Source organism: Pontixanthobacter luteolus (assembly GCF_947494915.1).
In the GTDB taxonomy this organism is placed as follows: Bacteria; Pseudomonadota; Alphaproteobacteria; order Sphingomonadales; family Sphingomonadaceae; genus Pontixanthobacter; species Pontixanthobacter luteolus.
In genome coordinates this window covers 342,383-363,917 of record NZ_CANLWR010000001.1, presented here as the reverse complement: position 1 = coordinate 363,917, position 21,535 = coordinate 342,383, and the positions used below count along the sequence as shown (strand labels likewise).

The window sequence follows — 21,535 nt, the reverse complement described above, 5'->3', positions numbered from 1 at the left end:
GTGAGGAGTAGGCCCAATGTATACAGAAGACGATCTGCGCACGGCGGTAGCGACCGGCGCATTGAGCGCAGAAGCCGCGGACGCCTTGCGCAATTCCGTGCGGCAATCGCGCGAGGCACCAGCCGGTGATGAAGAACATTTCCGGCTAATCAACAGTTTCAACGATATTTTCGTGACCATCGCAGCGGTTCTGCTGCTGGTGGCGATGGGCGGTATCGGCCAGGCGCTGACCCCGAACATTGACGGACCGCCGCCTTTCGCCGGCTTGCTGGTAGCGGGTGCAGCCTGGGGCATGGCTGAATTTTTCACGCGCAAACGCCGCATGGCCCTGCCCAGCATCGTGCTGCTGCTCGCCTTTGTCGGCGGTATTTTTGCCGCCTTGCTCGGCTTCATTGTCATGTCGTTTGGCGGTGACAATTTTGGCCGCGGTGACGAGGTCCTGGCCGGCCTGCTGATTGCCGGGTCGGGTCTGATCACCGCCGGTGCAGCCTATGCACACTGGCGCCGGTTCATGGTGCCCATTACCGTGGCCGCAGGCGCTGCCGCGCTGGCAGTTACGGTAATCGCGCTGGTCATTACCGGGATTGGTCCGTCGTCACTCGACAGCCCTGACCGCGTTCTGATGCCGATGGTGTTCATCGTCGGCCTCGCGATCTTTGGTTTCGCCATGCGCTGGGACACGAGCGACCGCGAACGTCAGACGCGCCGCAGCGACGTTGCGTTCTGGCTGCACCTGCTTGCAGCGCCCATGATCGCGCATCCCATTTTCCACACGCTGGGCGTTACAGAAGGCAGTGCGATTGGCCTTGGCGGTGCGGTTGCGGTGCTCGCCATCTATGTTCTGTTCGGATTGGTTGCGCTGGCGATCGACCGGCGCGCATTGCTGGTGTCTGCGCTGGCCTACGTGCTGGTTGCGCTGACATTCCTGTTCGACCGCTTCGGTGCGGTAGAACTGAATGTGGCACTGACCGCGCTGGTGATTGGTTCCGCCCTGCTAATGCTCTCAGCATTCTGGAGCCCAATCCGCAATAAAGTGGTCCAAGCCCTGCCCGGCGCATTGCAGCAGCGCCTGCCGGTGTCGGGGAAATTGGCGATTAGCTGACTTAACCACTTGAACTCGCAACAAACCCCGCGCAGAAATGTGCGGGGTTTTTTGTTGGGGGCCGTATCCGGTGAGTTTCGAGAACAATGTTCGCAGCCTGCGAACGCGGGCGACGCTAGTGAAGATTTTCGCCTGGACGTTTGTTGCCACGACGGTTTTTCAGATGGGCGCCTTGGGGTATGAAATATTCAAACCGCCAGTCGATATCGTGGTGTCCGCTGGCTCGGTAACAGAGCCAGCTTTCCCGTTATGGGCCATGATCGTCGGCATTGCCGCCCTCATCTTGCCCATCTCCATTCTCGGCCTGATGCTGTGCGCGCTGGTCTGGGTTTACAAGGCACATCGCAACCTGGCCGACGAGAATGTCGATTTGGACTATTCAGCAGGCTGGGCAGTTGGCAGCTATTTCGTGCCGTTCATCAATCTGATCGTGCCGATGCGCGCCATGCGCGAACTGCATAACCGAAGCCACGGTGAAGTACCCGAACTCGCCCATTCACCGGTCGACGACGTTGCGGCATGGTGGACAGCCTATATTATCGGGATCGTCCTGTCGCTCGGCCTGCTCCTCAAAGTCACAGTCGATGCGGCGACGAATATCGTATTCCTGACCCCTGCCTGGATGGAATTCGCGATGGCCGCATTTGCCAGCCTGCTTTTCGTCATCTCGGCGGTCATGCTGGTCAAACTGGTCGGCGCAATCACGCAGGCACAAAGCGAAGGCAATCACGCCTGGAAGGCTTTCGAATAGACTAGCTGTCGACCGACTTTAGCAACCGACGTTCGATAGGAGCCAATACGCCCGCCAGTTCATGGCCGCGCTTAAGCACCTGTCCGTGCTCGCCGAACAGGGTCCACATGCCTTGCCTGTTACGCAACGAGGGACGCTTCTCGATCCGCGCTTGCGGCCGTTCAGCCGCGCGGCGAAATGCATCGAAAACGGCCACATCCTTGGTGAATTCCATCGCATAATCGCGCCATTCACCAGCGGCGACCATCCGGCCATAGAGATCGAGGATCCGCTGCAATTCATCACGTGCGAACGCCACTTGGGCTGGCTTGCGGCCCGGAAATGCGATGATCCGGCCTGGTGTATCAGCAAGCGCGCCCATGCCGGGCCCAGATCCTGACGCCATCAGTCGCCGGTTCCGCTTCGCTGCGCTGGCACTTCCCGCTCGGCCTTGAGGACTTCCAGGTCACTGCGCATTGCGGCCAATTGGGCTTCAAGCTCAGCGATACGCCTCGGGCCGGTTTCCATCAGTTCCTCGCATGGCTCATCGCAGGGCGTGCCATAGGGAATGAAATCCTTGAGCCATTCTTCCGCCGGAACAAGTGTAGAGCGCGCTTTCAATCCGATCATCGTTGCGCCTTCGGGCACATCGTCGGTGACAACCGCATTGGCGCCAACGCGTGCGCGCTCGCCAACAGTAATCGGGCCGATGATCTGCGCACCTGACCCGATAATGACATTGTCTTTCAGCGTCGGATGACGTTTGCCGCCAACACCGTTTGTCGGGTTCGTCCCGCCGAGCGTCACGCACTGGTAAATCGTAACGTTGTCGCCGATTTCAGCGGTTTCCCCGATCACCGTAAACCCGTGATCGATGAAGAAGTTTTTACCGATTGTCGCGCCTGGATGGATATCGATGGCGGTCAGGAAACGAGCGATATGATTGATCAGCCGGGCGAAGAAATATAATTTCGCACCGAACAGCCAATGCGCCACGCGGTGCAGGCCCAGTGCCAGGACGCCGGGATAGGTAAGCACTTCCCAGCGCGAGCGCGGTGCCGGATCGCGTGCCCGGATGGAATCCAGATAATTGGTCAGACCAGTGAACATTGGCCGATTCTCCCATCAAACGGCACCAAAGGCAAGTTGGTCGCCCTTATAAAAGGCGGCCTTGCTCCGGGCCTTGCACGGCCTCCAGCGCGTCACGCCAGATGCCTTGCGTGGCTGGTGCCTTACGTTCCAGACTTAGCCGGTCAATCGTCTCCACAAGACGTTCGATGGCGGCAAAGCTGCGCTCGGCACGCGGTACGAGGTAGGTAAGCGCCCCTTCGCCAAGTGCAAGACCGCGCTGAATGGCAATGGTTTCAATGAGAGAAGCCAGCATTTCATCGTCCGGCGTTGTGATTTCCAGATGCAGGGCTGCCCCAAGTCGGGATCGAAGATCGGGCAGCTTGATATCCCATTGCTCGGCATCGCTGATGAGCAAGAGCGGGCGGCCATCCTCCTGCGCCCTGTTCCACCTGTGAAACAGTTCTGTTTCGTCCATGGCATCGGCGCCATCGATCACATCGCCCATGCCCGAGCTTTCGAACCATTTGCCCAGCAGCGATTTGCCCGAGCGTTCCTCCCCCGCAAGGATCGCTGTCTTGTAAGGCCAGCTGTCGGGCTTTTGCAGCGCGTCGATCACCGCCGCATTGGCGCTGCCGATGACGATGCGGTCGGGATCTGAAGAACCCTGGTGGGAGAGCGGCAGGGCAATCTGCGACATTACGCGGCGCCCTGTGACTAGCGGCTGATGGCGAGCGCGTTGCTGCCCTGTGTAACCGTGAAGCCGCGAGCGCGCAAAGCCCCGGCCAGATCGCTCAGGCTGCCGCCATAGCTGACGCTCATCACCGATGTGCCGCCAATCGCGATGCTGCTGGTCGCCGCACCGCGCACACCCGCAGTGGCGCGAACAGCAGCCAGCGTCGCGTCGATTGTGCCGGCGTCGGGGCTGGCGAACTGAACGACGTAGCTCGATACGACCGCAGCGGTCGGGGTCGGGGTAGGAGTCGGCGAAGTGCCTTCACCTGTTTCACCGGCAGCGGCGGCCGCACGCTGCGCGCGTTCCTGTGCCTGTGCTGCCCGGCCAATCTCGATCAATCGCTGAAGGACCGGATCGGCACCCTCGCCGCCCACGTTTAGCGTCGGGTTGGGGCGGAGTTTCCCATCGGCAAGCGCGGCTTCGAATATATCGTCGAACCGGGTCACCGCCTGCGCCAGCATCTGGGGTAAGTCCTGATCGTTTTTCGCAGTCAGGGTAAAGCTGTCCAGAAACTCGCTGTCAGGACCATAGCGTGCGGTGAAATAGCCCTTCACCGGGCCGCCGGGATATTGATATTCCAGCCGCGCGATCGGCACCAGCACGTCGGCAGCACCAAACTGGTCGAGGATGTTGCGCCACCACAGCCGGCTGCGTCTGGTCGTCTGACCGTAAGTCAGCATGAGCGAATCGCCGCCAGCGCCCGACGGGCGGACATAGTTGATCCGGCTGGAACCCGCCTGATATTCCGCCCACACGCGCTGCCACGGGTTGCGCTGCTGATAAACCATCGCCGATCCGCCGGACAGTGTTACCGGAAGCAGCAGCATCGGTGCAGACTGAGAGCGCTGCGCGTTGCCGCCAAGATAGCGACCGGCGCGCGCGCGGTCGAAAATGACCCCCAGGGTGGCGATATAGCGGCGCGGGCCGATCCGTTCCTGTTCGATCACCACGGCTGATACCAACGACTCCAATTGCGAATCGGGTAGACTTGGTCCGCCCAGCTTCGCCCAGCCCTTGCGCTGCGCTTCGCGCCAGCCGGCTTCGCGCGCTTCCTCTGCGGAATCGCCGCGTACGTCGACTTCGATGCCGCCGACATCGATATCGATGCTGCTGGTCACCGGAGCGATGCCGCGATCACCCTCCACCTGCGCCTGCAGAACGCGGCCAGCGACAACAGCAATCGCCAACGCAACCAGCACCGCAATCGTCTGACGAATCGCGTGTCCGGAAAGGGGGCGCTGGGCGCGTGAAAGGGCGAAGGATTGAGCCATCGGGGAAAACTTCGGGCCTTTTGCCCAAACGGGCATGGAAATCCAAGCGCGAATGACTAAAGCCTGTGGTCATGTCGGCAGATAATTCATCACAAGAGAGCTACACCTACGCAAAAGCGGGGGTTGATATCGATGCCGGCAATGCGCTGGTAAAGGCTATCGGGCCGATGGTGAAAGCCACCGCCCGCCCCGGCGCAACGTCGGAGCTTGGCGGATTTGGCGGCTTTTTCGACCCGAAGGCCGCTGGCTATTCCGATCCGCTTCTGGTCGCTGCCAACGACGGTGTCGGCACCAAGCTGAAACTCGCGATTGATTTCGATCGCCACGATACCGTGGGCATCGATCTGGTGGCAATGTGCGTGAACGACCTGATCGTTCAGGGCGCAGAACCGCTGTTTTTCCTCGACTATTTCGCCACCGGCAAGCTTGAGAACGGCATTGCGGAGCGGGTCGTCTCCGGAATCGCAGACGGTTGCAAGCAGGCCGGATGTGCGCTGATTGGCGGCGAAACGGCTGAAATGCCGGGCATGTACGCTGCCGGCGATTACGATCTGGCGGGCTTCTGCGTCGGCGCGGTTGAACGCGGCGAGCAACTGACCGGTGAAGCCGTCGCCCCCGGGCAGGTGCTGCTGGGGCTGGCAAGTTCGGGGGTCCATTCCAACGGGTTTTCGCTGGTTCGCCGCCTTGCCTCTGACAAGGGCTGGAAACTGGACCGTCCGGCGGTGTTCGATTCGGACAGATTGCTGATCGACACTCTGATCGAACCGACGCGGATTTACGTGAAGAGCCTGCTGCCTGCGATTCGCGGCGGCAAGATTGCCGCGCTCGCCCACATTACAGGCGGCGGCTTGCTGGAAAATATTCCCCGCGTATTGCCCGAAGGCAGTCATGCCACCGTCGATGCAGACGCATGGGACCAGCCGCGCCTGATGGCATTCCTGCAGGCGCAAGGTAACATCGAACCGGCGGAAATGGCCCGCACCTTCAACTGCGGCATCGGCATGGTGCTGGCGGTCGAACAGGATGCAGTTGCCGCCCTGACCGCTGAACTGGAAGCGGCCGGTGAAACCGTCTTCCGCATCGGTGAAATTGGCGAAGGCCAGCGCGGATGCACCGTGAAGGGGGCAGCCGGAACTTGGTCGGCGAAATCCGACTGGGAAGCCGCCCACCTTGCCTGAAACGGCGTCGGCCAAGGTGAAAACCGCCATCTTCATCTCCGGCGGCGGCACCAACATGGCAGCGCTTCTGTATGCCAGCCGACTGCCGAATTCCGCCTATGAAGTGGTATTGGTCGCCAGCAATGTCCCTGACGCTTCGGGTCTGGGCTTGGCAGCTGCCGAGGGTGTCGGCACCTTTGCCCGCTCTCATCAGGGCATGAGCCGACCAGATCATGACGCTGTGATGGAACAGGCCGCGCGGGATGCTGGGGCCGAATGCATTATCCTGGCCGGATATATGCGGATACTCACGCCCGAGTTTACCGAACGGTGGCAAGGCCGGATGCTCAACATCCACCCCTCGCTGCTACCCAAATACCGCGGGTTGGAAACCCACAAGCGGGCTATCGAGGCGGGAGACAAGGTTCACGGCGCATCGGTCCACCTGGTGTCGAGCGAACTCGATGCCGGCGAGGTGCTGGGCCAGATCGAGGTGCGCATCACACAAGGCGACACGCCGGAAACCTTGGCCGACCGGGTCAAGATCGCCGAGCATCAGCTTTATCCGCGCGTGGTGAACGAATATCTGGGCCGCGCAAACGATCCGGAACATCTGCTGCAAAAGGTCCGCGATCTGGCACTTGCATTGCCGGGAACGCACGAGCGTGAAAGCCACGGCTCACCCGGTTGGCGCGTGGGCACCGAGAAAAGCGGAAAGTATTTCGCCCACTTCAATGACCAGCATCATGGCAGCGAACATATCGCACTACTGGTCAAGACCGACAGCATGGATGAACTGCTGGGTTTGGTAGAAGCGCATCCACACGCCTATTTCAAACCTGCCTATTACGGGGCGAGTGGCTGGATCGGCGTGATCCTGAACCGATCGGGTGTGGACTGGGATCATGTGGCCGACTGGCTCGAACGCAGCTGGCGCAAAGTCGCGCCGAGACAGTTCACCAAACTGCATGATGCCGCCGACCAGTTCTGATGCCGCCGCCCCGCTCCAGCCTGCTAGACCGCGCGCCGATTGTCGGAAAACTCAACACCCGCTTGCAAGGCGCTTGGGACAGCGGGTGGCTTAAACCGATTGAGCTGGAGCCTGACTGGCTTTGGCGAAAGGCGGCTAAGGGCTTCGGCTTGGACGACGAGCGTGGTGGACGCAACGATGAAGACGTCGCAGATTTCCGCGAACGGCTTAGTGTTTTGTGCCAGTCGATCAATGCCGAGGCGAGGCTGAACCCGATTGGGCAATCTTTCGCCTATGGGCAATTGGTCAGGGCAATCCGCCAGCGGCTTGAGCTAGGCAGAATGTGGCGCGCCGATCCCGCGATACCGAATACCCCGCTGGCAAAGCCGATCATAATCATCGGCCAGATGCGGTCCGGCACCACCCGTATCCACCGCCTGCTTGCTGCCGATCCGGCGCACACGGCAACACGTTTTTGCGACAGCTGGCACCCGGTCCCGACGAAACCTGATTTGCGCCCGGTATGGAGCGGAATGGCGCTGTTCTGGGCCCGGCGGCTGAACCCGTGGATCGACACCATCCACCCGTTCGGCGCGTCGCAATATGATGAAGAACTTGGCTGGCTGGCCAGCGCGCTCGACCATTCGGCCTATGAAGCGCAGTGGCACATCCCCTCCTACACGGCATTCAGCGAAGCGCGCAGCGCCGCGCCGGTATACCGGGAGTTTGCACGGATCCTGCGCACCGATGCAAACCATCACGGGAATGCAGGCCAGCCTCGGGTGATGAAAGTTCCGCAATTCGCCGAAGATCTGGAAAAATTACTGGCCCGGTTTCCCGGTGCCAGTTTGGTCATCTGCCGCCGCAATGATGATGACGTGCTCCGCAGTTCGGTGTCGATGGTGGCCAACCAGATGGCGATGCAATCGGACAGCGTCGATCCGGATTGGATCGAAGGCGAATGGCAGCGAAAGCTGGCCTTGCGCGAAGCCAGACTATCCAAGGCGCTTTCGCATCATGACGGTGCAATCGCCGAAGCGAGTTTCGATGCCTTGGGTGCCGACTGGCTCGGCGAGATACGGCGCATATACAGCGCCCTGCAGATCGAACTGTCCGATGAAGCGGTCCGCGCAATGGAGCGCCAGATGCAGCGCAGCGAAAGCAGCCCGCATCTGGCACACCGAGAGCAGTTGGATAAGATAAACGCCAGTTAGGCGCTCGCGTCAGGCCGCCGAGCGCGCTTCGTTGACGATCGCAGTAATTTGATCCAGCAGGCCAAGGCGCTCCTTCTTCAACTCTTCCATCCGGTCGTCGGATGCAGCCTCCACCTCCGCGTCGATCCGGTGCACTTCCCGGTTCACCTCGTGGTATTTGTCGGCCAGCTTTACGAAATGCGGGTTATTCATCTTGAGGCTGTGAAGAATCGCAGAATCCTTCGAGAATACAGCGCCCAGTTCATGCGGAGTGTGTGCCATGTGGTTCCTTTCCAATTATGCGGAAAGTTTACCAGCGGCATCAGCGGCGGCTTTGCGCCAGATCAAATTTGCGAAATTTCGCCAGTTGCCGCGATGTGCCTATTGGCCATCAGGCGCGCTGGGCAACTTCTTCAGGCGCATCACAGATTGTCAGCGGCTGTGCCACTTCGGGCATCAGCAATTTCGCCATTGCTGGCGGATTGTCACCCCGGAAACTCTGGAAATAGCTGATCTTCCGGCGGTGGAACTTTAGCGCGAAAAGCAAGTCGTCGCTCGCCATGATTGGATCGGATGCGATGACCCGGCCCTGGACAAGTGCCTGACCCCCGACCAGCGCAATGGTTTCGGGCTCTTGCCGATATGACGGGTCGACCTGCCACAGCCGCGACAGCAGTTCCAGGCAGTTGTCCCTGCCCGTGATGCAGTTCTGACAGCTATCGATGTACACGAAATCCCGTGCCATCAGCCGCTCCGCCCGTTCGAGGGAGCAGGCATTCAGTGCATCGAAAAAAGCGCGAACCGTAAATTTGCGACTCCGGATCATTCAAATTCACTAGCGTACTGAGACAGATAAGGCGAATCTGCGCGCGAGATGGCCAAAAACACAAAGGCCCCGGTGGACTTTGATGTCCACCGGGGCCTCAATATCTCGTGAGCGAGATGCTTATCCGACGATTTCGTCTTCGTTGAAGAAGAAGTCGATTTCGATCTTGGCATTCTCTTCGCTGTCGCTGCCGTGGACCGAATTGGCTTCGATCGATTCGGCGTAAGTCTTCCGGATGGTGCCTTCGTTAGCGTCTGCCGGGTTAGTTGCGCCCATGATGTCGCGGTTGCGCTTCACAGCGTCTTCACCTTCGAGAACCTGGACAACGACCGGGCCGCTGATCATGAAATCCACCAGTTCACCGAAGAACGGGCGTTCGCTGTGAACGGCATAAAAACCTTCGGCCTGATCGCGAGTCATGTGAATGCGCTTCGACGCAACGACACGCAGGCCGGCATCTTCAAGCATCTTGGTGACTGCACCAGTCAGGTTGCGCTTCGTGGCATCAGGCTTGATGATCGAAAAAGTGCGGGTAACCGCCATGGGTATTTCCTTACGTTGTACGGGGGTAATATAGTTGCGCGCGCCACTAGCGCCGGGTTGCAGAATTCGCAAGCTTTAAGCGTATCAGGCTACCTTTACCCATTTCCCGCCATCTTGCCGGAAAAAGCTCCGCTCTAGATTTTCGGTTCCATCGAGCGAGCGCCAGCAAGACCGGGCATCCTCCAGCGTGTTCTCGCCAAACAACAGGAAACTGCGCGCGAACTCGCTGGCCTCGCCGCGCCACTCTCCGTCAGCGAAAATGACGTGGTTGGCCCCGTTTTCGGCCCCGTTTTCAACGTTGCAATGCGGTGCTAGCAATATCGGCTGGCGGGCTGCCCCTGCTTCGCCGGACTTGCCGTTGGCCAGAAAGGCTTCTGGGTCTGTTTCCCAAAGGGTCTTGCCGATAAGGTCCAGTTGATCCCCGTCGGACGATACAACCATCAACCGTTCACCGGAACCGAGGACCCGCTGCGCGATCAGGGCAACTACCCGTTCAACAGGATCGTTGCTGATCTGCCAGAAGTCGACTTTCACGTTGTCTGCCCCCTGTTCCGCTTGCACCGTTCGGAGCAGTACAGGACGTTATCCCAGTCCCGCTCCCACTTTTTGCGCCATGTAAAGGGGAGCCCGCATGCCTTGCAGATCTTGCTTGGCAAGTCCGCTTTCTTGCGCATGCGGGCCATGTTGTCCCCTTAACTGGCAGCGCCGTCAGGCGCCGAGTGTGTTGCGAATGAACCGGTCGAGAAGGCGCGTGCCGTAACCGGTGGCACCCTTGTCCCATGTCTGGCCGGGTTTATCAGCCCACACCATTCCGGCGATATCCAGATGCGCCCACGGCGTATCGTTTTCTATAAAGCGCTTGAGGAATTGTGCGGCGGTGATCGAACCGGCACCCTTCGGGCCGATATTCTGCATGTCGGCAATCGGGCTGTTGATCAGCTTGTCATAGGCCGGTGAAAGCGGGAAACGCCACAGCTTGTCACCCACCTGCTTGCCCGCGTCCAGCAGATCGTCGGCCAGGCTGTCATCGGTGGAGAAAAGCCCGCCGTGCTCGCTGCCCAGCGAAATGATCATCGCACCGGTAAGCGTCGCGAGATCGACAATCCTTGAGGGCGCAAATTCGCGCTGGGTCCAGGTGAGCACGTCAGCGAGGACCAGGCGCCCTTCGGCATCGGTGTTCAGCACTTCGATGGTCTGGCCGGACATCGACGTAACGACGTCGCCGGGTCGCTGCGCCTTGCCGTCAGGCATGTTTTCAACCAGTCCGACGACGCCAACGACGTTCGCCTTGGCTTTGCGCTTGGCAAGCGTCAGCATCGCGCCAACGACCGCGCCGGAACCGCCCATATCCCATTTCATGTCGCCCATGCCGGGGCCAGGCTTGAGCGAGATACCGCCAGTATCAAAGGTTACGCCCTTGCCGACGAAAGCAATCGGCGCATCGCCCTTTTCGCCGCCATCCCACTTGATCGCCAAAATGCGCGAAGGCTGTTCCGAGCCAAGGCCGACGCCGAGCAGAGAGCCCATGCCCAGTGCTTCCATCTGGTCATCGTCGAGAACGATCAGCTCAGCACCGGTTCCGGCAAATGCTTCGCGGCATTTTTCAACGAAGCTTATCGGGTAGATCTTGTTGGCCGGTTCCGCGACCAGATGGCGCGTCAGCTCAACCCCGTCGGCGACGCTTGCCGCGTCAGCCCATGCCGTTTCGGAACCATCCGCAGCGCCAACCACGGTCACGGAATCGAGCGTGATCTTCTGCTCGTCCTTCAGCTTCGTGCGGTACAGGTCGTGCCGCCAGCTACGCAGTCGCAGGCCCAGCAGAACTGAAGCGGTTGCCGCTGCATCGAGACCGCTGCCGGTCAGGTCGAGGACCAGGTCGGTCTCGCCTGAAGTCAGGTATTTCGCCGCCAGTGCAGCGCCGGCCTTTTCGAGATTGATGGTGCGGCCATCCGCTCCGGCTTCACCGGCGCCAACGATTGCAACGCGCACTGTTGCGCCGCTGCGTTCAACGAAACTTTCGAAAAACTGGCCGGCATTGCCTTTGAAGCGCGCAGTCTTCGCGCCTTCGCTCAATGGTTTTTCCAATCCGTCTGGCAACTTGCCCTTGTCGGCAATATGCGCGATCAGCCGCGCGCCTGATGGCTGGGTGCCTGAAAAAGTGACTTGCATGTTATCTCCAAAACTCGTGTCTTTCATGCTCAGCGTCTCTCCGGGAGCAATGTTCCGAAATGAGCCAAGGAATGGAATTGCGATTAGGCGCGGGCGGTGCGATAGGCAAGCCATGCTGCCGCTGCCAAAATCACTCAAGCCCGGGTCGATATCGCTGTCGATGACACGGCACTTCGCCTGCGCTTCAGCCGTGGCCGCACTCAGCATGGCTCTGACTGCACCGGCCCAAGCGCAAGACCCCGCAGCGATCAATCCCGAAGCTCTCGAGCCACTGGAGACGCAGGTCACCCCGATCGAGAGTCCGTCTGACACGGCGCCAAACGACCAAACGGGCGATCGGCAGATCGATTTCGAGGCCAGCGAATTGGCTTACGATTCGGAAAACGACCGGGTGATAGCGAGCGGCAACGTTATCCTGCGCAGCGAAGACCAGTCCGTCCGCGCACAGGAAGTTGTCTGGGACCGGAAGACCGGCCGCATCCAGGCATCCGGCGATGTCCGCTTCGTGGATGCAGAAGGAAATCAGCTCTATACCGAAAGTATCGAGCTGACCGACGAATTCGAAGCCGGGGCGATGGAAGATCTGCTGCTGGCGCTACGCCAGGGGGGAAGGCTAGCCGCCCGCTCCGGCGATCGCGGCGAAGACGGTACGATCGTGCTGACCGACGCCGCCTATAGCGCCTGCGCCGTGGTCGATCCGGAAGGGTGCGACAAAAGCCCGAGCTGGCGGATAACCGCAGACCGGGTCACCTATGATCCGGACGAAAAGCGGATTCGGTTCAAAGGGGCGTATCTGGAACTGTTCGGTGCGCGTCTGCTGCCGCTGCCCGGGCTGACGGTGCGCACAGATGGCAGAGCCGAATCCGGCCTGGTAATCCCTGACCTGCGTTTTTCAGAATCGAACGGAGTGGAGATCGAGGGCGGCTATTACTGGCGGCTCGCCGATAACAAGGACCTGACTGCAAAGGCCTATGTCTTCACCAAAGCCCCACCGATGCTGTCGGCGCAGTGGCGTCACCTGACGGACAAGGGCGCATACCAGATCACCGGATACGCCACCAACAGCAACCGGATCAGCCGCTTCGGCGTTGCGCCTACGACCGAAAATGATCCACGCGGCTATCTGTTCGCCAATGGACGGTTCCAATTCTCCCCCGAATGGAGCTTTACCGGCTCTTTGCGGCTGGCCAGCGACCGCACATTCCTGCGCCGCTATGACATCAGCCGCGACGACCGTTTGCGTTCGACTTTCAATCTGGAGCGTATTTCCAACACATCTTATCTCTCGGTTGCTGGATGGGCCACTCAGACGCTGCGCATCGGCACCAATCAAGGTCAGGTGCCGCTCGCTCTGCCCGTCATAGACTACCGTAAGCGCCTCTCTGACCCGCTCAGCCTCGGCGGGACGCTCGAACTGCAGGCGAACTCGCTCGCGATTGTCCGCGATGAGGGCCAGGATACGCAGCGCGCGTTTGCCGGCGCCCGCTGGGATCTGCGCAAGCTGACAAACCTCGGGCAGATTGTGACAGTGACCGGCCTGGTTCGAGGCGATGTGTACCATAGCGATGAAAACCTGCTGACCAGCACCGCAGTTTACCGCGGAAATCCCGGTTGGGAAACGCGCGGGATCGCTCTCGCGGCGCTGGATATGCAATGGCCCTTTGTCGGCGAGGCATTTGGCGGAACCCAGGTATTCACTCCCCGCGTCCAGATAGTCGCAAGTCCGCCAATCCGTAATCTGGCGGTGCCAAACGAAGACGCCCGCGCAATCGATTTGGAAGATTCCAACCTGTTCGCGCTTAATCGTTTCCCCGGCTATGACCGGGTGGAAGACGGTGTGCGCGTAACATACGGATTTGACTGGGAAATGCAGCGCCCCGGTTGGCGTGTAAAATCCACCTTCGGCCAATCTTACCGGCTGGACAAGGATCAGGACATCCTGATTGATGGTACCGGCCTGAGCGAGCGGGTTTCCGATTTCGTCGGCCGCACAGAAGTCCGCTTCCGTGATCTGGTGAAATTCACGCACCGGTTCCGGCTTGACAAGGATAATTTCGCAGTCCGCCGCAATGAATTTGACGCGACCTTCGGCAGCAAGAAAACCTACGCTGAAATTGGATATCTGAGGCTGGACCGCAACATCGCCGCCGGAATCGAGGATCTTCAGGACAAGGAAGAACTGCGTTTCGCAACCCGTGTGGCATTCGCGAAATACTGGTCACTTTTCGGTTCGGGCGTCATCAACCTGACCGACCGAAACGAAGATCCAACACTTTCGTCGGACGGATTCGAGCCGATCCGGACACGGCTTGGCCTCGCCTATCAGGACGACTGTCTTGAACTCGGCCTGACTTGGCGGCGCGATTATGTGAACGCCGGCGATGCGCAGCGCGGCGACACATTCCAATTGTATTTTGCCCTCAGAAACCTGGGCTTCAGGTAAGCGCCAACGACCCTGTTGTGGACCGCCGATCGGTTCAGCTTCTGGGTCATTGGCATAAGCCTTCAAACGCGCTATCCGGCGTGCTTCATCTTTGGCACTCAGCTTTGGTTAAGCCTGAATGGGCGAAACACAGGGCACCCAAGGCGCGAAGGACGGCGCTGCAGACGGAATTTACATGTGATTGATATGAAACTTACCAAGCTTGGCTCCAAGCTTCTGGGCGGACTTGCCACACTCGGCCTTGCAGCCAGCCCTATCGCGCTTCAAGCGCAGGCGATTGGTCAGTCCGGTGCTTCAAACAGCAACGTTTTGAATATTCCTGACAACGTGGTCCTGATGGGTCAGAGCGACCCGAACGTTCGCACTGCCACTGCCGTTGTGAACGGTACGGTAATCACCGGAACCGACGTGGATCACCGCACCGCGCTGCTGACTGCCGCATCCGAAGGCGAATTGCCGCCAGAGGAACTGCGCCGCGTGCGGATGCAGGTGCTGCGCAACCTGATCGACGAAACCCTTCAAATCCAGGAAGCCGCCGCGCAGGAAATCGAAATTTCCGATGGCCAGGTCAATCAGCGTTACCAAACTCTGGCCGCACAGAATTTCGGCCAGCAGACTGAAGCGATGGACCAGTATCTGCTCAGCATCGGGTCCTCTCCCGCCTCGCTGAAACGTCAAATCAAGGGCGAATTGGCCTGGACGTCCCTGCTGCGCCGCAACATTTCGCCGTTCATCAATGTTTCCGAGGAAGAGGTTCGTGAAGAACTGAAACGGATGGAAGCAGAGAAGGGAACCGAAGAGTTTCGCCTTGGCGAAATCTATCTGAGTGCGACCGCTGAGAATCTTGAAACGGTGCAGCAGAACGCGGCTCAGATCGTCGACCAATTGCGTCAGGGCGGCAGTTTCGTCGCCTATGCACGTCAGTTTTCCGAGGCTTCGACCGCTTCGGTCGGCGGTGATCTTGGCTGGGTTCGCCTGCCGCAATTGCCGCGCGAACTTTCTTCTCAGGCAACACAGATGCAGCCCGGCGAACTGCGCGGCCCGATTCCGATCCCCGGTGGTTTTTCGATCCTGTTCCTGATCGACAAACGCCAGATCCTGATGGCTGATCCGCGCGATGCGACACTCAGCCTGAAACAGATTTCGATCAGCTTCAGCTCGGATGTTACGGAAGCTTCTGCCGCAGCGAAGGTGGAGACATTCACCAACGCCGTCGCGTCAATGCGCGGCTGCGGCGATGCAGAATCCGTTGCAGCGGGAATCGGTGCAGACGTGGTAAGCAACGAGATCGTGGCGCGGCAATTGCCAGAACAGCTGCAGGCTTCGCTGCTCAACCTTCAGGTTGGCCAGACCACCCCGCCCTTCGGCTCGGTGAATGATGGCGTGCGTGTTCTGATGCTGTGCGGCCGTGACGATCCCGAAACTGTCGGCGGTCCCACCATCGACGACCTGATCGCGCAGAAAGAAGAAGAACGCATCCAGAAGCGCGCCCAGCGCTATCTTCGCGATCTGCGCAACGACGCCTATATCGAATATAATTGAGGCCCGCCGTTTCACCGATAGCTATCTCTCTCGGTGATCCGGCTGGCATCGGCCCGGAACTCATTGTCCGCGCCTGGTCACAGCGTGAGGAGCATGGCCTTGCGCCTTTTCTCGTGGTCGGTGGGTATGGAGTGCTCGTCAGGGCAGCTTCCAAACTAGGCATTGAATGCCCGATCCGGATAGTCGCCTCAATCACGGAAGCGGCAGATACATTCGCGCAGGCAATCCCTGTGTTTGGCACGCTTGATGCCGAAACTCTTCCCGGCAATCCTGATGCGGATGGGGCGAGGCTGGCGCTCGCATCACTGCAGGGCGCGGCCCGGCTAGCGCTTGGCGGAAAAGCAGGCGCGATGGCGACTGCCCCGATTGCCAAATCTCATCTGGCAAAGGTCGGGTTCAACCATCCGGGACAAACCGAATTTCTGGCCGATATTTGCGGGCTCGATGATCAGGATGCAGTGATGATGCTGTCCGGTCCGCAATTGCGGACCGTTCCGCTAACGGTGCATTGTGCGCTTGCGGATGTCCCCGGACTGATCACCGCCGATCTGATCGTCCACCGCACCCGGATCACGATCGCCGCGTTGAAGCGCGATTTCGGAATAGACGATCCGCGCATCGCCATAGCCGCGCTCAACCCCCATGCGGGCGAGGATGGCAAGTTCGGCAACGAAGACCAGACCATAATCGCACCGGCAATCGAAACGCTGCAGGCGGAAGGGCATACGGTGTCCGGTCCGCATCCGGCAGACGCCCTGTTTTCGCCGCACAAACGCAGCAGCTACGATGCTGCTATCTGCATGTATCACGATCAAGCATTGATTCCGGTGAAAGCCCTCGATTTCGATAGCGGTGTCAACATTACCCTGGGCCTGCCGATAATCCGAACGTCACCTGATCACGGGACCGCTTTCGATATTGCCGGCAAGGGAGTTGCCCATCCCGGCGCGATGATCGCAGCCATCAAAATGGCAGGTGACTGCGCCCGCACCCGGATGTTGAGCGCCGACAGTGCCTGATCTTCCCCCACTGCGCGAAGTCATCGCCCGATACGGCCTCAGTGCTTCCAAGGCGCTCGGCCAGAATTTTCTGTTCGACAGCCAGCTGCTCGACCGGATCGCCGCGATCCCCGGCGATTTGCAGGACAAGGCGGTGCTCGAAATCGGACCGGGTCCCGGCGGTCTGACCCGCGCTCTGCTAAAGGCTGGTGCGCGCGTCACGGCAATTGAAATGGACGATCGCTGCCTTCCGGCTTTGGCCGAGTTGTCAGACGCATTCCCGGGGAAATTGTCGGTAATTCATGGCGACGCGATGAAACTGGATCATGGCGAGATCATGGGCGAACCGTTCGCCGTGGTCGCCAACTTACCATATAATGTCGGGACCGCGTTATTTACCGTTTGGCTCGGCGGTGAGGATTGGCCGCCGCTGTGGACGTCGCTGACACTCATGTTCCAACAGGAGGTAGCCCAGCGGATAGTCGCCAGGCCCGGCGGGTCTGCGTACGGTAGACTGGCGGTGCTGGCTCAGTGGCGCAGCTCTGCCCAGCTAGCAATGAAAGTGCATCGCAGCGCCTTCACCCCGCCGCCGAAGGTGATGAGCGCTATCATCCATGTCGAACCCGGACAGATGCCCGGCGGCGTGTCTGCCAAGACGCTGGAAAAAGTCACCGCCGCCGCATTCGGTCAGCGACGCAAGATGCTGCGCCAGAGTTTGAAAAGTGTACCCGGCGCGCTTTCAGCGATGGAGCAGCTGGGGCTGGACGAAACGCGCCGCGCAGAAACACTTTCAATCGATGAGTTTGTCTCAATCGCCAGAATACTGAGTTAGACTGAATTCCCAAAAAAAGGGGCTGGAGCCCAATGGTGCCCCAGCCCTTGAAGTGGGCCCGCCAGGTAAGTGGGGGCCGGGTCGCCTCGTGAACTGTCCTTAGGCAGTCGAGGCAACCGGATCTGAGGTTCGAATATTTTTGAATTATTTTGCCGAAGGTGTGCTTGGTCTGGCTGCATATTTTGCAGCCAATTCTATTCCACCGCCGAAATCGATAGCGCGCGCCGATACAGATGCCAGGTTGCATGCCCGATCACTGGCAGCACGATCAGCAGTCCGAGAAAAAAGGGTAACATCGCCGCGCCCAGCGACACGGCAATGATACCTGCCCAAGCCAGCATCACTGACATATTTCTGCGAACCGTTTTCACGCTAGCAATGATGGCCGTGATGCAATCAACGTCGCGGTCGATCAGCATGGGCAGGCTTATCACGGTTATCGAGAAAAGGCCCCAGGCCAGCAAAGCGCCAACCATGCTGCCGACAGCAAGCATGGCAATCCCCGCCTCGGTCTGAAGCGCGGCGATACCGTCTGTCTCCATTCCGGTGTTAGGCAGGAATATCAGCGAGATGGTGTGCGCCAGAATGACCCAGAAACTGAAAGCAACAAACACGAAACCGCCCATCAGAATGATCTGCTCATCCCCGCGCCCTTTGAGTGCGCCAAGTATCGGCCCCCAGTGCATCGGCAGGCCCGCCTCGCGCCGGCGGCTCACCTCGTAGAGGCCCACAGCAATGAAGGGGGCGATGATCGGGAAACCGGCGATGGCCGGAATAAACCATGCGGTCTGGCCCCAAGTGCGAACGCCATAATACAGCGCCAAACCCGCAAAGACATAAATGGCAGCGAAAAAGAGACCGAACACAGGATTGGCGCGGAAATCATCCCAACCTGAAGCGAGCACACGCCCCAGATCAGCGAAGGTCAGGTCGTCGGCAACTTGAGCAGCCGGTCCTGTTGTCCCAGATTCCATTTTCAGCGCCCTCTCCCGAACTCTGATCGAAGCGATGCTGCATCAAATGCCGAGCAGCATCAAGTCCTGAGCTCTGAGGTTACGCCAGTTCGGCACTCCAGAGTGTCAAATTCTAAGGCTTCCCGGTGCGATCTGCGTCTGTCAAAAAAAAGCGCGGCACCCGCTGCTCTCGGAGCGCTGCGGTTAACCCCAACTGCGATAGCCCGAAACATCCAGGTGGAAGCGCCCGCTGGCATTGTCGGGCTTTTCTGGATCGAAATACGCTCCGAGACCGAGGCGGCTTTGTGGTCCCAAATTTCGCTGAACGTCACAAAGGCGGCGAAACAAGTCGGCATTGGCAATGTCCCCAACAGGCACAAGGTCCACTGCAGAAAATTCCAGATGTCTGCTCCGCCGCGCTCCGCCAACACACGCATTGAAGTCAGTAGTTCGATAGGAGGATTGCACCTCGACCTTACCGATTTCCGGCACGATCTGGTCGCGCATCAGGGTGAGGACCGGGATGAGGTTCATCCATTTATCTCGCGGCGGGATCAAAAAGGCGGGGCGTTCGCAATCGTTTGAGCGATTGGCATCAGTGCGGGTCAGCTGCCATGCTGGCACCACATCGCCCACGTCATGGCTCGCGAGAAATTCGCCAAATGCCTCGAACTCGCCGCGGCGGTCCGGATCGGTGACAACCCATTTGTCGAATGCCGCGCGCGAATATGCGTACGGCTCACCTTTAGCGACCAGTTGCACTTCTCCCGGCCGCGCAAACAGCCAGAGCAAAAGGCCGGCCACGCACACGAAAACCAGGATCAGGCTAAGCCGGCGCATCTTTTTCTGCTTTTACGCGCCCTTCTTTACCAGGCGCCAGTGATGCAGCAGAGGCTCGGTGTAGCCGCTCGGCTGCTCGGTTCCCTTGAAAACCAGATCGCACGCGGCCTTGAACGCTACGCCGTCCCAATTGCCTTCCATAGGCTCGTAGTCCGGATCACCTGCGTTCTGTTCGTCAACCTTGGCTGCCATCCGCTTTAGGCTGTCCATCACCTGATCTTCGCTGCACACCCCGTGAAGCAGCCAGTTGGCCATGTGCTGGCTCGAAATGCGCAGCGTCGCACGGTCTTCCATCAGGCCGACATCGTTGATGTCCGGCACCTTTGAGCAACCGACCCCGGCATCGATCCAGCGCACCACATAGCCGAGCAGGCCCTGTGCGTTGTTGTCGAGCTCATCACGAACCTCTTCCTCCGACCAGTTGGTACCTTGCGCCAAAGGAATGGTGAGTAGCGGTTCCAGACCCGGTACTTCGCCCAGCCCTTTCTGCACTTCGAACACATCCTTTCGGTGATAATGCAGCGTATGCAGCGTTGCCGCGGTTGGCGACGGCACCCAGGCAGTGTTCGCACCCGCATCAAGGTGACCGATCTTCTCGATCATCATTTTGCCCATGAGATCGGGCGCGGGCCACATCCCTTTGCCGATCTGCGCGCGGCCCGACAAACCGTGGCGCAGGCCGATGCCGACATTGCGTTTTTCGTAGGCACCGAGCCAGGCGCTCGATTTCATCTCGGCCTTGCGGACCATCGGGCCAGCCTGCATCGATGTGTGGATTTCATCGCCAGTACGGTCGAGGAAGCCAGTGTTGATGAACACGATGCGATCTTTCACGGCATGGATGCATGCCCCGAGATTGGCACTGGTGCGCCGTTCTTCGTCCATGACACCGACCTTGATCGTGTACCGATCGAGGCCCAGAAGATCCTCAACCGCATCGAAGAGTTCATTGGTGAACGCACATTCTTCGGGGCCGTGCATCTTCGGTTTGACGATGTAGATCGAACCCTTGCGGCTGTTCCCGAATTTGGCATGGCCTTCCACGTCGAGCGTGCTGACCGCGCTGGTAAAGACCGCATCCATGATACCTTCAGGCACTTCGCTGCCATCGGGCAGATGGATCGCCGGATTGGTCATCAGATGCCCTACATTGCGCACGAACATAAGGCTGCGGCCCGGCAGGCTGCCCTGCTTGCCATCAGGCCCTTCATAGCTCTTGTCCGCTTCGAGCTTGCGGGTCAGGGTCTTGCCGCCCTTGCTGAAACTTTCTTCCAGATCGCCGCGAATGATGCCCAACCAATTGGTGTAGGCCAGAAGCTTGTCCTCTGCATCGACCGCCGCGACCGAATCCTCGCAATCGGCAATCGTCGTCAGCGCACTTTCGAGAACGATGTCCGCAATGCCAGCCTTGTCGGTGCTGCCGATCGGGCTTTCACGGTCGAAGATAACTTCGATGTGCAAGCCATTGCTTTTGAACAAAAGGCCGCGCTCCGTTTTGCCAACATACTGGCTTTCGTCCTGAAGCTGGCCGTCCTGGTCGTCTTCCAGATCGGCCCAGCTTTGACCAGCAAGCGGCAGTGACTGGTCGAGGAATTCGCGCCCGGCCTGTATCACGGCGGCACCGCGCACGGGGCAGTAGCCCGCCTGCTGCGCGGGCGGCGCATCGGGCAGCGCATCAGTTCCGTAAAAGGCATCATACAGGCTGCCCCAGCGCGCATTGGCTGCATTGAGCAGGAAGCGCGCATTCAGGATCGGAACAACCAGCTGCGGGCCGGCCATGGTCGCGATTTCCGGATCCACGTTCTGCGTCCCGATGGTAAAATTGCCGGGTTCGGGAACGAGATACCCGATTTCCTCAAGGAAGGTGCGATAGGCGCCGGCATCATGAGGCTGGCCCCGGTGTTGGCGGTGCCAGCTGTCAATTTGTGCCTGCAGCGATTCCCGCTTGTCGAGCAGCTGCCGGTTGCGCGGTGCAAACCGGTCCAGCAGCGCAGCGAAATCCGCCCAGAATGCATCGACATCACGGCCCAGCGGGTTCAGCACTTCTGCTTCAAGAAATTCCGCCAGTTGCTGGTCGATCTTCAGGCCGGCACGGTTTGCGATATCGCTCATCAAGTCCTCGTAAAATTACACGCAATGGAAAGCGCACGGATTGCTCCGCA

22 protein-coding genes are annotated in these 21,535 nt (G+C 59.6%); 9 read left to right on the top strand and 13 right to left on the bottom strand.

Translation table 11 applies throughout. From position 1 onward, the window contains the following. Positions 1–16: 16 nt before the first annotated feature. A complete protein-coding gene (locus PO778_RS01745; RefSeq protein ID WP_271438400.1) occupies positions 17–1,102 on the top strand; it encodes a hypothetical protein in 1,086 nt (361 codons plus the stop codon). 118 nt (positions 1,103–1,220) lie between these two features. Next, on the top strand, positions 1,221–1,853 hold the full coding sequence (locus PO778_RS01740) for a DUF4328 domain-containing protein (RefSeq protein ID WP_271438399.1): 633 nt from the start codon (positions 1,221–1,223) through the stop codon (positions 1,851–1,853). A gap of 1 nt (position 1,854) precedes the next feature. Here PO778_RS01740 and PO778_RS01735 read toward each other — a convergent pair whose 3' ends face one another. Genes PO778_RS01735 through PO778_RS01720 form a run of 4 tightly spaced genes read right to left on the bottom strand, consistent with a single transcriptional unit; the run spans position 1,855 to position 4,907 of the window. Then, complete coding sequence (locus PO778_RS01735) at positions 1,855–2,238, bottom strand: DUF2794 domain-containing protein (protein WP_160729399.1); 384 nt, start codon at positions 2,236–2,238, stop codon at positions 1,855–1,857. Beyond that, positions 2,238–2,942: a serine O-acetyltransferase EpsC gene (epsC, locus tag PO778_RS01730; RefSeq protein ID WP_160729398.1), complete on the bottom strand. Its 705-nt coding sequence runs from the start codon at positions 2,940–2,942 to the stop codon at positions 2,238–2,240. Before epsC ends, PO778_RS01735 begins: the two co-directional genes overlap by 1 nt. A gap of 46 nt (positions 2,943–2,988) precedes the next feature. Further along, complete coding sequence (locus PO778_RS01725) at positions 2,989–3,600, bottom strand: P-loop NTPase family protein (RefSeq protein ID WP_271438398.1); 612 nt, start codon at positions 3,598–3,600, stop codon at positions 2,989–2,991. A gap of 17 nt (positions 3,601–3,617) precedes the next feature. After that, positions 3,618–4,907, bottom strand: a complete 1,290-nt coding sequence (locus PO778_RS01720; RefSeq protein WP_271438397.1) for a heavy-metal-associated domain-containing protein — start codon at positions 4,905–4,907, stop codon at positions 3,618–3,620. Between the two features lie 71 nt (positions 4,908–4,978). Here PO778_RS01720 and purM point away from each other — a divergent pair, with 71 nt between their 5' ends. From purM to PO778_RS01705, 3 genes are read left to right on the top strand one after another with little or no spacing between them, the layout of a single operon-like run. After that, positions 4,979–6,085, top strand: coding sequence for a phosphoribosylformylglycinamidine cyclo-ligase (gene purM, locus PO778_RS01715; protein ID WP_271438396.1), 1,107 nt, complete (start codon positions 4,979–4,981; stop codon positions 6,083–6,085). Between the two features lie 16 nt (positions 6,086–6,101). Then, entirely contained in the window at positions 6,102–7,055 is a 954-nt protein-coding gene (gene purN, locus PO778_RS01710) for a phosphoribosylglycinamide formyltransferase (RefSeq protein ID WP_271438395.1), read from the top strand. Continuing rightward, positions 7,055–8,248: a sulfotransferase family protein gene (locus tag PO778_RS01705; RefSeq protein WP_271438394.1), complete on the top strand. Its 1,194-nt coding sequence runs from the start codon at positions 7,055–7,057 to the stop codon at positions 8,246–8,248. Before purN ends, PO778_RS01705 begins: the two co-directional genes overlap by 1 nt. Positions 8,249–8,257: 9 nt before the next feature. On the opposite strand, the gene PO778_RS01700 is transcribed toward PO778_RS01705, so the two are convergent. The 6 genes from PO778_RS01700 to PO778_RS01675 form a co-directional block, all read right to left on the bottom strand. Next, the gene (locus PO778_RS01700; protein ID WP_271438393.1) at positions 8,258–8,509 is read right to left on the bottom strand and encodes an HP1242/YdcH family protein; all 252 of its coding nucleotides are present in this window, start codon (positions 8,507–8,509) and stop codon (positions 8,258–8,260) included. 109 nt (positions 8,510–8,618) lie between these two features. Further along, positions 8,619–9,053, bottom strand: a complete 435-nt coding sequence (locus tag PO778_RS01695) for a nuclear transport factor 2 family protein (RefSeq protein ID WP_160729391.1) — start codon at positions 9,051–9,053, stop codon at positions 8,619–8,621. Between the two features lie 120 nt (positions 9,054–9,173). Continuing rightward, positions 9,174–9,596, bottom strand: coding sequence for a nucleoside-diphosphate kinase (gene ndk, locus PO778_RS01690; protein ID WP_271438392.1), 423 nt, complete (start codon positions 9,594–9,596; stop codon positions 9,174–9,176). An 84-nt stretch (positions 9,597–9,680) separates the two neighbouring features. Further along, positions 9,681–10,130 (bottom strand): DNA polymerase III subunit chi, encoded by a 450-nt coding sequence (locus PO778_RS01685; protein WP_271438391.1) that lies wholly within the window; start codon positions 10,128–10,130, stop codon positions 9,681–9,683. Continuing rightward, positions 10,127–10,279 carry a DUF2256 domain-containing protein gene (locus PO778_RS01680; protein WP_160729388.1) on the bottom strand — a complete coding sequence of 51 codons (153 nt, stop codon included), beginning with the start codon at positions 10,277–10,279 and terminating at the stop codon, positions 10,127–10,129. Before PO778_RS01680 ends, PO778_RS01685 begins: the two co-directional genes overlap by 4 nt. Positions 10,280–10,304: 25 nt before the next feature. Next, a complete protein-coding gene (locus tag PO778_RS01675; protein ID WP_160730579.1) occupies positions 10,305–11,765 on the bottom strand; it encodes a leucyl aminopeptidase in 1,461 nt (486 codons plus the stop codon). Between the two features lie 112 nt (positions 11,766–11,877). On the opposite strand from PO778_RS01675, the gene PO778_RS01670 reads away from it, so the two are divergent. The 4 genes from PO778_RS01670 (at position 11,878) to rsmA (ending at position 17,580) form a co-directional block, all read left to right on the top strand. Continuing rightward, a complete protein-coding gene (locus tag PO778_RS01670; protein ID WP_271438390.1) occupies positions 11,878–14,208 on the top strand; it encodes an LPS-assembly protein LptD in 2,331 nt (776 codons plus the stop codon). A gap of 186 nt (positions 14,209–14,394) precedes the next feature. After that, on the top strand, positions 14,395–15,750 hold the full coding sequence (locus PO778_RS01665) for a peptidylprolyl isomerase (protein WP_271439323.1): 1,356 nt from the start codon (positions 14,395–14,397) through the stop codon (positions 15,748–15,750). Continuing rightward, positions 15,747–16,769, top strand: a complete 1,023-nt coding sequence (gene pdxA / locus PO778_RS01660) for a 4-hydroxythreonine-4-phosphate dehydrogenase PdxA (RefSeq protein ID WP_271438389.1) — start codon at positions 15,747–15,749, stop codon at positions 16,767–16,769. The genes PO778_RS01665 and pdxA overlap by 4 nt, the downstream gene beginning before the upstream one ends. Beyond that, the gene (rsmA, locus tag PO778_RS01655; RefSeq protein ID WP_271438388.1) at positions 16,762–17,580 is read left to right on the top strand and encodes a 16S rRNA (adenine(1518)-N(6)/adenine(1519)-N(6))-dimethyltransferase RsmA; all 819 of its coding nucleotides are present in this window, start codon (positions 16,762–16,764) and stop codon (positions 17,578–17,580) included. Before pdxA ends, rsmA begins: the two co-directional genes overlap by 8 nt. A 194-nt stretch (positions 17,581–17,774) precedes the next feature. On the opposite strand, the gene PO778_RS01650 is transcribed toward rsmA, so the two are convergent. From PO778_RS01650 to PO778_RS01640, 3 genes are all read right to left on the bottom strand, one after another. Further along, positions 17,775–18,554 (bottom strand): DUF2189 domain-containing protein, encoded by a 780-nt coding sequence (locus PO778_RS01650; RefSeq protein WP_271438387.1) that lies wholly within the window; start codon positions 18,552–18,554, stop codon positions 17,775–17,777. Between the two features lie 183 nt (positions 18,555–18,737). Beyond that, positions 18,738–19,373, bottom strand: coding sequence for a D-Ala-D-Ala carboxypeptidase family metallohydrolase (locus tag PO778_RS01645; RefSeq protein ID WP_271438386.1), 636 nt, complete (start codon positions 19,371–19,373; stop codon positions 18,738–18,740). A gap of 12 nt (positions 19,374–19,385) precedes the next feature. After that, positions 19,386–21,485 (bottom strand): malate synthase G, encoded by a 2,100-nt coding sequence (locus PO778_RS01640; protein WP_271438385.1) that lies wholly within the window; start codon positions 21,483–21,485, stop codon positions 19,386–19,388. Positions 21,486–21,535: the final 50 nt, after the last annotated feature.